The sequence below is a fragment of the Ralstonia pickettii genome, assembly GCF_000607165.1.
GTDB classification, from domain to species: domain Bacteria; phylum Pseudomonadota; class Gammaproteobacteria; order Burkholderiales; family Burkholderiaceae; genus Ralstonia; species Ralstonia holmesii.
In genome coordinates, this window is record NZ_JFZG01000006.1 from 111,851 (window position 1) to 124,614 (window position 12,764).

The following is a 12,764-nucleotide window of genomic DNA, read 5'->3' on the forward strand; positions in this document are numbered from 1 at the left end:
CGTAGCACCCACATGTTTGTCGCCGACGTCCGCCGCATTACCGAACTGGCTTGGCCGGTACTGATCGGCCAGTTGGCTGTCATCGCCTTCGGCGTACTCGATACAGCGATGGCCGGCCGCGCCTCTGCGGCAGACCTCGCGGCCATCGGGCTCGGCGGGTCGATCTACGTGACGGTGTACATCAGCTTGATGGGCGTGCTGCAAGCGCTCTCGCCTATCGCCGGACAACTCTACGGAGCGCAAAGGTACGGCGAGATCGGCGAAGAAGTGCGCCAGGCAGTTTGGCTCGGACTGGTGCTCGCGGCAATCGGCATGCTGATCCTGTGGTTCCCAGCCCCGCTGCTGCAACTGGCAAACGCCACGCCGGAACTCACCGAGAAAGCCACCGCCTATTTGCGGTATGAAGCGCTCGCATTGCCTGCGGCGCTCGGCTTCCGGATCTACTCTGCGTTGAACAACGCGCTGTCGCGCCCGGTGATGGTGACGATGCTGCAGCTCGCCGGCCTCGCCATCAAGTTTCCTCTCAACGCCTTGTTTCTCTATGGAGGCATGGGCGTCCCTGCGATGGGCGGCCCGGGCTGCGCACTCGCCTCGATGATCATCAGCTGGCTGTGGTTCGTCGCAGCGGCCGCCATCCTGATGCGCAATCCGGCTTATAAGCCCTTCGCGATTTTCGCGCACTACTCGCCCCCTAACCGTGCGCGGCTGTGGGCACTGGTACGCCTGGGTGTGCCGATGGGCTTCACCTACCTGATCGAGATCACGTCGTTCACGTTGATGGCGATCTTCATCGCGCGCCTTGGCACGGTGGCACTGGCCGGGCATCAGATTGCCGCCAACCTTGGAGCGGTTGCGTACATGGTGCCGCTGTCGCTATCGATCGCGACATCCACGCTGGCAGCGCAATCAATCGGGGCCCGCGATCGCGTAGCAGCTCGGCGCATCTCGCTGAACGGCATCAAGTTGGCGGTGATGTGTGCGGTCATCGTTGGCGCGGCCGTGTTGTTCTTGCGGCGCGAGTTGGTCAGCCTCTACACGCACGATGCCGCTGTCCTGGCGATTGCGGTGCCGCTGCTGCCTTTCATCGCCTTCTATCAGATGTTCGATGCGCTGCAAGTCATGACAGCGTTCATCCTGCGCGCATACAAGATCGCTCTCATCCCAACCGTCATCTATGCGCTATCGCTGTGGGGTGTTGGCCTTGGTGGCGGCTATGTGCTCGGATTTGGGCTGTTGGGGGACGTTGCCGCGGCACTGCGCGGGGCAGCCGGCTTCTGGGCCGCCAATGGACTCAGTTTGATGGTGGCTGGCGCGTTGCTGGTCAGCTATTTCAATCGCGTAAGCCGCGTTGCCGATTAAAGCAAGCCATTCACACTCACTTTAAAGCAGCATCAATCTTGATTGGCTTGCATTGAATGAAAAGCGCAAAAGAAAAAACCCGCTGCAAGCAGCGGGTTTTGATTTGGCGGAGCGGACGGGACTCGAACCCGCGACCCCCGGCGTGACAGGCCGGTATTCTAACCGACTGAACTACCGCTCCGTGTCGGTTGCAAAATCAGCTAGAGACTGATTTTGCTAATGAGCTTCTGGTTAAGCTCTTGTTTTGGCGTCCCCTAGGGGATTCGAACCCCTGTACTCACCGTGAAAGGGTGATGTCCTAGGCCTCTAGACGAAGGGGACAGAAACTGTTTTGCAACGCTTTCTGTCTTACGCTGCGAAGTCCGCTACTATAACGAACTTTTTTGCGTTTTGGAAGCCTCTTTTCAAATTATTTTTTGAATCGAATCTTCCGGCATTTTGGTGGAGCTAAGCGGGATCGAACCGCTGACCTCTTGCATGCCATGCAAGCGCTCTCCCAGCTGAGCTATAGCCCCGAGGTACTGCCTTTTACTGCTTGCTTCTCACTGCATTTCGCTTCGTGTTGCAGCGAAAACAAGAGTATAGGGGATGTATTTAGCGCTTGGCAATACCCTTCCGCAAAATTTTTTGCGCCGCACACATCACGCCGTTAGACGACGCAGAACAACGTCGCGGCCGAACAATTCCAGCACCGCATCAATCGAAGGCGTTTGCAGTTGTCCTGCTACCAGCAGGCGCACCGGCATCGCCAGCTTCGGCATCTTCCAACCCTGTGCCGCGAGCACTTCCTTGAAGGCGGCGCCAATGGCCTCGCGCGTCCACTCGGGCAGCGCGCCGAGCTTCTCAGCCAGTGCGGCAATGCCCGGACGCACATCGTCGGTGAGGTGCTGCGCAGCCAGTGCCGGATCGACAGCCAGATCCGTGCGATAGAACAGCAGCGCCGTTTGGGCGACTTCACGAAGCGTGTTGGCGCGATCCTTCACCAGCGCAATCACGTCGGCCAGCACGGGGCCGCCATCCACCTTGCCACCCAGCTCTTCGATGAACGGCTTCACCAGACCAGACAGACGCGCGTTGTCGGCCTGCTTGATGTAGTGGTTGTTCAGCCAGGCGAGCTTCTCAGGGTTGTATTGCGCGGGCGACTTGCCCAGGTGCTCGAGATCGAACCATTCGATGAACTGCTCGCGCGAGAAGATCTCCGCGTCGCCGTGCGCCCAGCCCAGGCGGGCAAGGTAGTTGACGATGGCTTCTGGCAGATAGCCCGCATCACGATAGCCCGTAACAGCCATGGCACCGTGGCGCTTGCTCATCTTCTCGCCCTGCTCGTTGAGCACGGTCGGCAAGTGAGCGTAAACCGGCGGCGTACCGCCTAGCGCGCGCAGGATGTTGATCTGGCGGGGCGTGTTGTTGACGTGGTCGTCGCCGCGAATTACATGGGTGATCTGCATGTCCATGTCATCCACGACCACACAGAAGTTGTACGTGGGCGTGCCATCAGGGCGGGCGATCACGAGGTCATCGAGTTCGTCGTTGGAGATCTCGATGCGGCCCTTCACTGCGTCGTCCCACACGACACTGCCCCCGATGGGGTTCTTGAAGCGGATCACAGGTTGTACGCCCGCTGGCGGCGTCGGCAAAACCTTCCCCGGCGCGGGGCGCCAGGTACCGTCGTAACGGGGCTTCTCGCCTCGCTCGCGTTGCGCTTCGCGCAGGGCGTCGAGCTCTTCGGTGCTCATGTAGCACGGGTAAGCCAGTTCCTGCTGCACCATCTGCGCGACCACGGCGCGGTAACGGTCCATGCGCTGCATCTGGTAGAACGGGCCTTCATCGATGTCCATGTCCAGCCAGTCCATCGCCTCCAGGATCACGTCGACGGCTTCCTGGCTGGAACGCTCCACATCGGTGTCTTCGATGCGAAGGATGAAGTCTCCCTTCATCTTGCGTGCGAAGGCCCACGGATAGAGTGCCGAGCGGATGTTGCCGAGGTGGATGAAGCCAGTGGGGCTGGGGGCGAAACGAGTGCGTACGCGCTGTGTCATAGGAATGGCTGAACGAATAAGGCCGCGTGGTCGGACCCTGAGCGCGGATCCTGAGCGGCCTCTATCAAAACCGAAATTATAGCAACCGCGCCACGCATATCCGGCCGACCTGTCGCTGAACTTTGGCACAATGGCGGCCAGCCGCAGTGCGCTCGGTTACGACTGAACATCACTGCGCGGCATACCAAACCGCCCAACCTCCTCATGCAACGCCGCCTCTTCCTGGGCGCCGCCGGCGCCTCCGTCCTCTCTGCCTGCACCGTGACGGGTTTCTCGTCCAGCAAAACTGAAACGCCAGTCACCCCGGCCTCGGCCGTGCTGCCGCCCACGGCCCAGCCGGCCACACAACCCGTGCGGATCGGGTTGGCACTGGGCGGCGGTGCCGCGCGTGGTTTTGCGCACATCGGCGTCATCAAGATGCTGGAAGCCCAAGGCATTCAGATCGACTTCATCACCGGCACGAGCGCGGGTAGCGTGGTGGCGGCGATCTACGCGTCGGGCATGTCAGGGCTGGAAATGAACCGCATGGCGCTCAAGATGGACGAGGCCATGATCGCCGACTGGGCGCTGCCCTTCGGCACGCGCTTCGGCGGCTGGCTCAAGGGCGAGGCGCTGGAGAAGTACATCAACCGGCTGGTCAAGCAGAAGCCCATCGAACAGATGCACATTCCACTGGGCATCATCGCGACGGACCTGGCGAGCGGCAAGCCGATCCTGTTCCGGCGCGGCAATACCGGGCAGGCTGTGCGTGCGTCGTGCAGCATCCCAGGCGTGTTCCAGCCGGTAACGATCAGCGGCCGCCAATACGTGGACGGCGGCCTGGTGGCGCCCGTGCCGGTTACGTACGTCAAGCAGATGGGCGCTACGTTCGTGATTGCGGTGAATATCTCGGCAGACCCGTCCAACCAGGCGGTATCGGGGCAGGCGAGCATGCTGCTGCAGACGACGGCCATCATGGGCCAGAGCATCAACAAAACCGAGCTGGCCCAGGCGGATGTGGTGATCACACCGTCGCTGCCGTTCGTTAAGGGCAGCGACTTCACCGCGCGCAACGAGGCGATTCTCGCGGGCGAACAGGCCGCCCAGGCTGCCATGCCACTGCTGCGGGAGAAGCTGCATCTGACGCAAACCATCGTCGGCACCCCGCTGCCGCCGCACTGATACCCCTCACAGGCAACAAAAAAGACCGCCAAGGCGGTCTTTTCTAATTGGGCAGCAGCGAATCAACCGCCGTACATTGCCAGCGGCTTGCCGGCAGCGTTCGGATCGACGCGCTTGAGTTGCTCGACAAAGTTGTCGGCGCCGTCCTTGATTGCGGCGCCTGAGTTGCCTTCGATGCGGCGAGCGCCGTTATAGCGCGTCACCCAGTACGAGGCGGTCATGTCATCCACGCGGATCTTGCTGCCCGTGGACGGCGCATGTACAAACTTGTTATCGCCGATATAGATACCGACGTGCGAAAAGGTGTGGCGCATGGTATTGAAGAACACCAAGTCGCCGGGACGCAGTTCAGCTGTTTCTACGCTGGTGCCGACACGGCTCATTTCCACAGCGCGGCGCGGCAGCAGGAAACCGAAGGTGTCGTTGAAGACGTAGCGGACGAAGCCGCTGCAGTCGAGGCCCGACTCCGGCGTGTTGCCGCCGAAACGGTAGCGCAGGCCGATCATGCCCAGTGCGTTCATGACCACGTCGCCGGTCTTGCTCATCACGTTCGAGATGAGGCCCGATTTGGCTTCGGGCTTGACGTCGGCGCGGACTTCCGTGTCCTTGAAGACCGTATCAGCATGCACTGCATTCGACACGATCACGCCGCAGCCGATCACAACCCCTACCGCCAGACGCGCCATGGAATGAAGTACGAAATGCTGCATTGGTTCTCCCTCGGAAACTCGTAATGATGCGGCCAAGATATGGCACCGCAAATGAGAACAGTCCGAATCTTGTTAAAACAATCTCGCAGGATGATAAAAGTGACACTTTGACTTGTCAAAGGTCGTTACAAATTCTCCGGAATCCACAGGCAAATCAGGCACTTAGACATGACTTTAGATGCGCATTCTTACAAAAACAGCGCATCAGAACTGCACTGATTCGGGGCAAAAGCATTGGGTTTTAGGGGTTATCCCGCGCAGGGATGAGTGAGGCAGCCGCCATCAGCTTGCAGGTGTAGGGGTGTGAGGGGGACGCCAACACCGCTTCAGTGTCGCCCTCTTCCACCACTTTTCCATCCTTCATCACCACCACGCGATGTGACATCGCGCGGATGACAGCAAGGTCGTGGCTGATGAATAGATACGACAGGTTGTACTTTTTCTGAAGGGCGGACAGCAGCGAAAGCACCTGCTGCTGGATCGACACATCAAGTGCGGAAGTCGGCTCATCGAGCACCAGCAACTGCGGCTTGAGGATCAGCACGCGGGCAATGGCGACGCGCTGGCGCTGCCCGCCCGAGAATTCATGCGGATAGCGGCCCAGCGCCGTGCGGTCCAAGCCGACCTCGCGCAGGGCTTCGATCACGCGGTGACGGCGCTCTGTGGCGTTGACATGGGGTTGGTGCAGCGCCAGCCCTTCGCCGACGATCTCCTCGATCGTCATGCGCGGCGACAGCGAACCGTAGGGGTCTTGAAACACCACCTGCATGCGCGCCCGCACAGCGCGACGCTCGTCGCGCGAAATGCGCAGCAGCGAGTTGCCAAGGAAACGCAGGTCGCCGCTCTTTGCCGCTTGCAGACCCAGCAGCGTCTGCGCGAGCGTGGTCTTGCCAGAGCCCGATTCGCCCACGATGCCGAGCGTCTCGCCTTCACGCAGTTGCAGCGACACGGAATCGACCGCGGTGAACGGATCGGTTCGAAACCAGCCGGCAAACCCCGGGCGATGGCGTTCGTAGGTGACCGTCAGCTTGTCGGCTTCGAGCAGCACGGGCGCAAGCGGCACCAGCGGCAGCACGTCACGCTGCGGGCGGCTCTCAAGCAGGCGCACGGTGTACGGATGTTGGGGCGCGGCAAATACGTCGGCCGTGTTACCGATCTCGACCAGGACGCCCCGCTCCATCACGCCAACGCGCTCGGCAAAGACGCGCACCATGTTCAGGTCGTGCGTGATCAGCATGATGGCCATGCCGAACTCGGCCTGCAGCTCGCGCAGCAATTGCAGGATCTGCATGCGCACCGTCACGTCCAGCGCGGTGGTTGGCTCATCGGCCAGCAGAAGTTTCGGCGAGCACGCCAGCGCCATGGCGATCATTGCGCGCTGGCGTTGGCCACCCGATAGCTGGTGCGGGAAGGCGTCAAACCGGCGCGGCGCCTCGGCAATGCCGGTGCGTTCCAGCAGCGCAATCGCGCGTGCCTTGGCGGCGCGCTTGTCCAGGCCTTCGTGCAGCTCCAGCGTTTCGACGATCTGGTTGCCGATCGTGTACAGCGGATTGAGCGCCGTCATCGGTTCCTGGAACACCATGGCGACATCGGCCCCACGCAGGCCGCGCATCTCCCGCTCGCTCGCGGCAAGCAGGTCACGGCCTTCGAGCAGGATGCGGCCGCTGTATTGCGCGTCAGCCAACAATCGCATGATCGATAGCGCGGTCACTGACTTACCCGAGCCCGATTCGCCCACCAACGCGAAGCGCTCGCCAGCGTGCAAGTCGAACGAGACATGCTTGACGGCTTCCGTAACCTCGCCGTGCTCGGATTCGAAATGCACGCATAAGTCATCCAGCCGCAGCAGCGGGCCGTCGTACTTCGGCGCGGAGGAACGCAGATCGACGCGGGTCATTTCACCCCCGCGGGTTTCTGGCGCGTGCGCAGTTGGGCGAACGACAGGCGCGTGTCGAAGGCATCGCGCAGTGCGTCGCCCATGAAGGTCAGCAGCACGAGGGTCAGCACGAGCACCACGAAAGTCGACAGCGAGATCCACCACGCATCCAGGTTGGCCTTGCCCTGCGCGAGGAGTTCACCAAGGCTCGGTGTGGATGGCGGTACGCCAAGGCCCAGGAAATCCAGGCTGGTAAGCGCAAGAATGGCCGCGCTCATGCGGAACGGCAGGAAGGTGATCACAGGCGTCAGGCTGTTGGGCATGATGTGGCGCCACATGATCTGCCAACTGGACAGGCCCATCGCGCGCGCGGCCTTCACATAGTCGAGCGAGCGGTTGCGGTAAAACTCGGCGCGAACGTAATCCGACAGGCTCATCCACCCGAACAGCGACAGCAGGATGATGAGCAGCCCGAGGCTGGGGGTAAAGATCGACGCGAAGATGATCAGCAAGTACAGCTCAGGCATCGAACTCCAGATTTCGATCAGCCGCTGCGACACCATGTCGAAGCGCCCGCCGAAGAAGCCCATCAGCGCGCCAGTCAGCGTGCCGACCAGCACGCCCAGCACCGTGAGCGCCAGCCCGAACAGCACCGAGACGCGGAAGCCGTACAGCAGCCGCGCGAACACATCGCGGCCACGGTCATCGGTGCCGAGCCAATTCTCGGCCGAGGGCGGCGCCGGGTTGGGCTCCTTCGAAAAGTAGTTCAGCGTCTCGTACGAATACGGATTGGGCGGGTAAATCGCAAAGCTTCCCGGCTCCTTGAACTTGTCTCGGATGAACGGATCGAGGTAATCCGTCGGTGTTGGAAAATCCCCGCCGAAGGTCGTCTCAGGGTATGCCTTCACGATCGGGAAATACCAGTTGCCGTGATACTTGACCACCAGCGGCCGGTCATTGGAGATGCATTCAGCGCCCAGACTGAGCACGAACAGCACCACGAAGATGAGCAGGCTCCAATAGCCAAGCCGATGCTGCTTGAAGCGGCGCCACGCACGCTTGAGGGGCGACGGCGAGTGTCGCACCGGATGCGGCGCTGCCGTATTGGATGGATGCGTGGAAGTGCGCGAATACTGGGTCATGGTTGCCGGCCCGCCTATCGCCCAACCGAGCCGAAATGGATACGCGGATCGACCAGCACGTAGCACACGTCGGAAATCAACCGTGCAGCCAGCCCAATCAGCGTGAACAGGTACAGCGTGCCGAGCACGACCGGATAATCGCGCCGCATCACCGCCTCATACGACAGCAGGCCCATTCCATCGAGCGAGAACAGTTGCTCGATCAGCAGCGACCCCGTGAAAAATGCTCCAATGAAAGCCGACGGGAAGCCCGTCACGAGCGGCAGCAGCGCGTTGCGGAAGATGTGCTTCCACAGCACGCGCCGCTCCGACAGTCCCTTGCTACGCGCCGTCAGCACGTACTGCTTGCGGATTTCCTCTAGGAACGCGTTCTTCGTCAGCATGGTGATGACGGCAAAGCTTCCCACCACCGACGCCATGACGGGCAGCGTGATGTGCCAAAGGTAATCCGTGATCTTGCCGAGCAGGCTGAGCTGATCCCAGTTGTCGGATGTGATGCCCCGGATAGGGAACCACTGGAAGAACGTGCCGCCGCCAAACAGCACAAGCAGCAACACCCCGAGCACGAACCCCGGGATGGCGTAACCGACCAACACGATGATGCTTGTCACCAGATCAAACCGGCTGCCCGCCCGCACGGCCTTCGCAATGCCGAGCGGTACCGCTATCAGATACGTGAGAAAGAACGTCCATAACCCAATCGAAATCGATACCGGCAATTTCGACTTGATCAGGTCCCACACACTGCGGTGCTGGAAATAGCTCTCTCCCAGGTCGAAGCGCGCAAAACGGCCGAGCATCAGGAAATAGCGCTCGACGGGGCTCTTGTCGAAACCATACAGCGCGCGGATTTCCTTGATCTTCTCGGGATCGACGCCGCGGCGGCCTCGATAGTCAAACGCGCCGCCACCACTGGCCTCGCCGCCGGCGCCGCGCCCTTTCATCTCCATCATCATCTGTTCGACCGGGCCACCGGGCACGAACTGGATCACGACAAACGTGAGCGTGATCACGCCGATCAGCGTCGGGATCAGAAGCAGCAACCGTTTGATCAGGTACGCGAACATGGTGTCACCGATGCGGTCATTTGGCAGCCGATTGGGCGGATTCCGGTGTCCGCCACCAGGCCGTCAGCACCCAGGCCTCGGCCGAGTAGTAATACGGCAGACGATCCGGGTACATCAGGTTCTTGTTGTAGGCCACGCGGTGCGAAGCCGAATACCAGTGCGGAATCACATAGCAGCCTTGCATCAATACGCGGTCGAGCGCGCGCGAAGCGATGATCAACTCGTCGCGGCTGTCAGCGCGCAGCACATCGTCGATCAGTGCGTCGACGGCGGGCGATTTCAGGCCGATCACGTTGTCCGAGCCAGCCTCGTCAGCCGCAGCCGAGCCGAAGCGGTCCTTCAGCTCATTGCCGGGGCTTTGCGAATCGGGAAAGCGCAGCGAGATCATGTCGAAATCGAACTCTTCCAACCGCTTCTGGTAAAGCGCGAAATCGGTCATGCGCTGGTTGACCTGGATGCCGAGCTTCTCAAGGTTGCGCGCATACGCCGCCATGACGCGGCTCATGGCGCCGCCGTCGTCGAGCATCTCGAAGACGAACGGTTCGCCCTTGCTGTTGCGCAGCGCGCCGTCAGCGTACGTCCAACCGGCCTGGGCCAATAGGCGACGCGCCTGCCGCAGGTTGTCACGCAGTGAGCTGGGAGGGTCAGTCGAAGGCGGCGCGGACAGCACGCCAAACACCTCCGGATCGAGCTTGCTGCGCAGCGGCTCCAGCAACGCCAGCTCGCCCTTGCCGGGCATGCCCGTGAGCGAATCCGACGCGGCCAGTTCGCTATTGGCGAAGTAGCTGTCGAGCCGGCGGTAGGCGCCATAGAAGAGTTGGCGATTGAGCCATTCGAAATCAAGCGCCAGCGCCAGCGCCTTGCGCACCCGAAGATCCTGGAACAGCGGCCGCCGCAGGTTCATCACAAAGCCCTGCATGCCCGCGCCGTTGCGATGCGGGAATTCGCTCTTGATCAGCTCGCCGCTGCGGAACTTCACGCCGACGTAACTCTTGGCCCAGTTCTTGGCGCGGTACTCAACCATGGCGTCGTACTCGCCGGCCTTGAAGGCTTCCAGGCGGGCGGTTTCATCCTTGTAGAGCTTGTACTGGATGCGCTCGAAATTGAACGAACCACGACGCACGTTCAGGTCACGGCCCCAATAGTCGGGATTGCGCCGAAAGGTAATGCCGCGCGATGGATCGAAACGCTCGATCACATACGGGCCGCTGGCAACCGGGTCCTGGAAGGTCAGTTTGTCGAACGCGACATCCTTTCCGCCGTCCGGGTCATCGGGCTTGCCGCTGCCCTTGCCCCACTTTGGCGAGAACACCGGCAGCCCACCGACGATGAGCGGCAGCTCCTTGTTCTTGCGCTTGAACTCGTAGCGGATGGTGCTCGCGTCCACCACCGTCACCTTGGCCACATCCGCTGTCATGCTGCGGTAGGCGGGGCTCGCGCCCTTGCCCATCAGCATGTCGTAGGAGTACTTAACGTCCGACGCGCGTACGTGATCGCCGTTGGAGAATCGCGCGCGGGAGTTGATGTGGAACGTAACCGAAAGCTCGTCGGGGGCGACCGTCACATCGTCCGCAAGCAGCCCATAGCCGCTGGCGGTTTCGTCCCAGCTCGTAATGAGCAGGCTCTCGAAGACAAGCTGATTCAGCCCCGGCGCCGACGTGCCCTTGATCGTGAACGGATTGAACTTGTCGAAGCTTGTGCGCCGGTCGGGGTTGCCGAGCAGCAGCATGCCTCCGATGGGCGCCTTGGGGTTCAGATAGCCGAAGTTGGAGAAACCGGCCGGATATTTGAGGTCGCCATATTCGGCGTAGCCATGGGCCGCCCAGGCGGGTGTCGCGCAGATCGCCGCCAGCAGGCTGACCAGCGCTATGGCTCGCTTGTGTGTCGCAACGCGCACGCTCATTGCGCCCCTTGCCCCCAATATCCTTGCATGCGTTGATCCGATTGATCGCTGTCTGAAAAACTGTTTTGGACGATTCTAACGCCCTCACACCGCAATCCCACCAATTCCGGCCCGGGGATCGTCCCGCATTGACAAGGCTGGCAGGGGTTGTGCGGCACTGCGCAAATGCGGAGCCGCCCCTCGCTTTCCGGTATGATCGCGCCCACCTAATTGCCTCGCGCCCCGGATACCGCCGCTGCGTCACCGCAGTGACGAGTGACCACGGCAACATACGGGCGCGACGTTGCCCCACATTTGTACGGAGAAACCATGGGATTCCTCGCTGGCAAGCGCATTCTGATTACCGGCCTTCTGTCCAACCGCTCGATCGCCTACGGCATCGCCAGCGCGTGCAAGCGCGAAGGCGCGGAACTGGCCTTCACCTACGTCGGCGAACGCTTTAAAGACCGCATTACTGAATTCGCCACCGAGTTCGACAGCAAGCTGGTGTTTGATTGCGACGTCGGCAGCGATGAGCAGATCGCCAAGGTCTTCGAAGATCTCGGCCAGCACTGGGACCACTTCGACGGCCTCGTGCACTCGATCGGCTTTGCGCCGCGCGAAGCGATTGCCGGCAACTTCATGGACGGCCTGTCGCGCGAATCATTCCGCATCGCGCACGACATCTCGGCGTATAGCTTCCCCGCGCTGGCGAAGGCCGCGCTGCCGATGCTCTCGCCCAATGCTTCGCTCCTCGCCCTGACCTACCTGGGTGCTGAGCGCGTGGTCCCAAACTACAACACGATGGGCCTGGCCAAGGCGTCGCTCGAAGCGAGCGTGCGTTACCTGGCCAGCGCTCTGGGTCCGAAGGGCATCCGCGCCAACGGCATCTCGGCGGGTCCGATCAAGACGCTTGCTGCATCCGGCATCAAGGATTTCGGCAAGCTGCTCAAATACATGGAAGACGTGGCACCACTGCGCCGTAACGTCACCATCGAGGAGGTTGGCAACGTGGCGGCGTTCCTGCTGTCGGATCTGGCCAGCGGTATGACTGGCGAGATCACGTACGTGGACTGTGGCTTCAACGTGACCGCCGGTGTGCCGGACGTCGTCGGCCAAGGCTGATGCGTTAATGCACTAACGCATGCGCGCGCCATCTTAGGAAGGCGCACGCGTGCGGAGCAGACAAAGAAAAAGCCCGCATGGCGCAAACCATGCGGGCTTTTTGACGTGCAGTGCAATGCGAGCCGTCACGTCAGCTCAACTCGCATCCGCCTGTTGTGTGCACTTCCCGCGAGAAGCGCCAAACTGGCGGAGACGGAGGGATTCGAACCCTCGATCCAGGTTTTGGCCCGGATGCTCCCTTAGCAGGGGAGTGCCTTCGACCTCTCGGCCACGTCTCCCAAACTTGCGTCGCACGAAGGAGCCCGTGCAACGAAGCGCGTATTCTAGCCACTTCACCCCACCCGGTCAACGACAACTGCATGACACGCGGTGAGAATCTGTGGCCCACTGGGGTCGCCACCCC

Annotated in this window: 9 protein-coding genes and 4 tRNA genes; 3 read left to right on the forward strand and 10 right to left on the reverse strand. The window is 61.5% G+C overall.

What is annotated here, in order from left to right; genetic code table 11:
• Positions 1 to 12: 12 nt before the first annotated feature.
• Complete coding sequence (locus BG83_RS0106690; protein ID WP_024975993.1) at positions 13 to 1,359, forward strand: MATE family efflux transporter; 1,347 nt, start codon at positions 13 to 15, stop codon at positions 1,357 to 1,359.
• A 104-nt stretch (positions 1,360 to 1,463) separates the two neighbouring features.
• Here BG83_RS0106690 and BG83_RS0106695 read toward each other — a convergent pair.
• The 4 genes from BG83_RS0106695 to gltX all read right to left on the reverse strand — a co-directional run bounded on the left by BG83_RS0106695 (position 1,464) and on the right by gltX (position 3,398).
• Positions 1,464 to 1,540, reverse strand: a tRNA-Asp gene (locus tag BG83_RS0106695).
• A gap of 64 nt (positions 1,541 to 1,604) precedes the next feature.
• Positions 1,605 to 1,680 (reverse strand) — tRNA-Glu (locus BG83_RS0106700).
• A 118-nt stretch (positions 1,681 to 1,798) separates the two neighbouring features.
• Positions 1,799 to 1,874, reverse strand: a tRNA-Ala gene (locus tag BG83_RS0106705).
• A 126-nt stretch (positions 1,875 to 2,000) separates the two neighbouring features.
• Complete coding sequence (gltX, locus tag BG83_RS0106710) at positions 2,001 to 3,398, reverse strand: glutamate--tRNA ligase (protein ID WP_024975994.1); 1,398 nt, start codon at positions 3,396 to 3,398, stop codon at positions 2,001 to 2,003.
• Positions 3,399 to 3,602: 204 nt separating this feature from the next.
• Between gltX and BG83_RS0106715 the strand changes: the two genes are divergently transcribed.
• Positions 3,603 to 4,559, forward strand: coding sequence for a patatin-like phospholipase family protein (locus BG83_RS0106715; protein WP_024975995.1), 957 nt, complete (start codon positions 3,603 to 3,605; stop codon positions 4,557 to 4,559).
• 62 nt (positions 4,560 to 4,621) lie between these two features.
• Here the strand turns inward: BG83_RS0106715 and BG83_RS0106720 are convergent, their stop codons facing one another.
• The 5 genes from BG83_RS0106720 to BG83_RS0106740 form a co-directional block, all read right to left on the reverse strand.
• Entirely contained in the window at positions 4,622 to 5,269 is a 648-nt protein-coding gene (locus tag BG83_RS0106720) for a C40 family peptidase (RefSeq protein WP_024975996.1), read from the reverse strand.
• 241 nt (positions 5,270 to 5,510) lie between these two features.
• On the reverse strand, positions 5,511 to 7,166 hold the full coding sequence (locus BG83_RS0106725) for an ABC transporter ATP-binding protein (RefSeq protein WP_024975997.1): 1,656 nt from the start codon (positions 7,164 to 7,166) through the stop codon (positions 5,511 to 5,513).
• Complete coding sequence (locus tag BG83_RS0106730; RefSeq protein ID WP_024975998.1) at positions 7,163 to 8,287, reverse strand: ABC transporter permease; 1,125 nt, start codon at positions 8,285 to 8,287, stop codon at positions 7,163 to 7,165. Before BG83_RS0106730 ends, BG83_RS0106725 begins: the two co-directional genes overlap by 4 nt.
• 14 nt (positions 8,288 to 8,301) lie before the next feature.
• Positions 8,302 to 9,354, reverse strand: a complete 1,053-nt coding sequence (locus BG83_RS0106735) for a microcin C ABC transporter permease YejB (protein WP_024975999.1) — start codon at positions 9,352 to 9,354, stop codon at positions 8,302 to 8,304.
• Between the two features lie 16 nt (positions 9,355 to 9,370).
• On the reverse strand, positions 9,371 to 11,257 hold the full coding sequence (locus BG83_RS0106740; protein WP_024976000.1) for an extracellular solute-binding protein: 1,887 nt from the start codon (positions 11,255 to 11,257) through the stop codon (positions 9,371 to 9,373).
• Between the two features lie 309 nt (positions 11,258 to 11,566).
• Between BG83_RS0106740 and fabI the strand changes: the two genes are divergently transcribed.
• A complete protein-coding gene (gene fabI / locus BG83_RS0106745; RefSeq protein WP_024976001.1) occupies positions 11,567 to 12,361 on the forward strand; it encodes an enoyl-ACP reductase FabI in 795 nt (264 codons plus the stop codon).
• Positions 12,362 to 12,545: 184 nt separating this feature from the next.
• On the opposite strand, the gene BG83_RS0106750 is transcribed toward fabI, so the two are convergent.
• Positions 12,546 to 12,639, reverse strand: a tRNA-Ser gene (locus BG83_RS0106750).
• Positions 12,640 to 12,764: the final 125 nt, after the last annotated feature.

Excerpts from the sequence above, each read along its gene's own strand:
- BG83_RS0106720 (WP_024975996.1), bottom strand. The coding sequence starts at position 5,269 with ATGCAGCATTTCGTACTTCATTCCATGGCGCGTCTGGCGGTAGGGGTT.
- gltX (WP_024975994.1), bottom strand. The coding sequence starts at position 3,398 with ATGACACAGCGCGTACGCACTCGTTTCGCCCCCAGCCCCACTGGCTTC.
- BG83_RS0106715 (WP_024975995.1), top strand. The coding sequence starts at position 3,603 with ATGCAACGCCGCCTCTTCCTGGGCGCCGCCGGCGCCTCCGTCCTCTCT.
- BG83_RS0106730 (WP_024975998.1), bottom strand. The coding sequence starts at position 8,287 with ATGACCCAGTATTCGCGCACTTCCACGCATCCATCCAATACGGCAGCG.
- fabI (WP_024976001.1), top strand. The coding sequence starts at position 11,567 with ATGGGATTCCTCGCTGGCAAGCGCATTCTGATTACCGGCCTTCTGTCC.
- BG83_RS0106735 (WP_024975999.1), bottom strand. The coding sequence starts at position 9,354 with ATGTTCGCGTACCTGATCAAACGGTTGCTGCTTCTGATCCCGACGCTG.
- BG83_RS0106740 (WP_024976000.1), bottom strand. The coding sequence starts at position 11,257 with ATGAGCGTGCGCGTTGCGACACACAAGCGAGCCATAGCGCTGGTCAGC.
- BG83_RS0106690 (WP_024975993.1), top strand. The coding sequence starts at position 13 with ATGTTTGTCGCCGACGTCCGCCGCATTACCGAACTGGCTTGGCCGGTA.
- BG83_RS0106725 (WP_024975997.1), bottom strand. The coding sequence starts at position 7,166 with ATGACCCGCGTCGATCTGCGTTCCTCCGCGCCGAAGTACGACGGCCCG.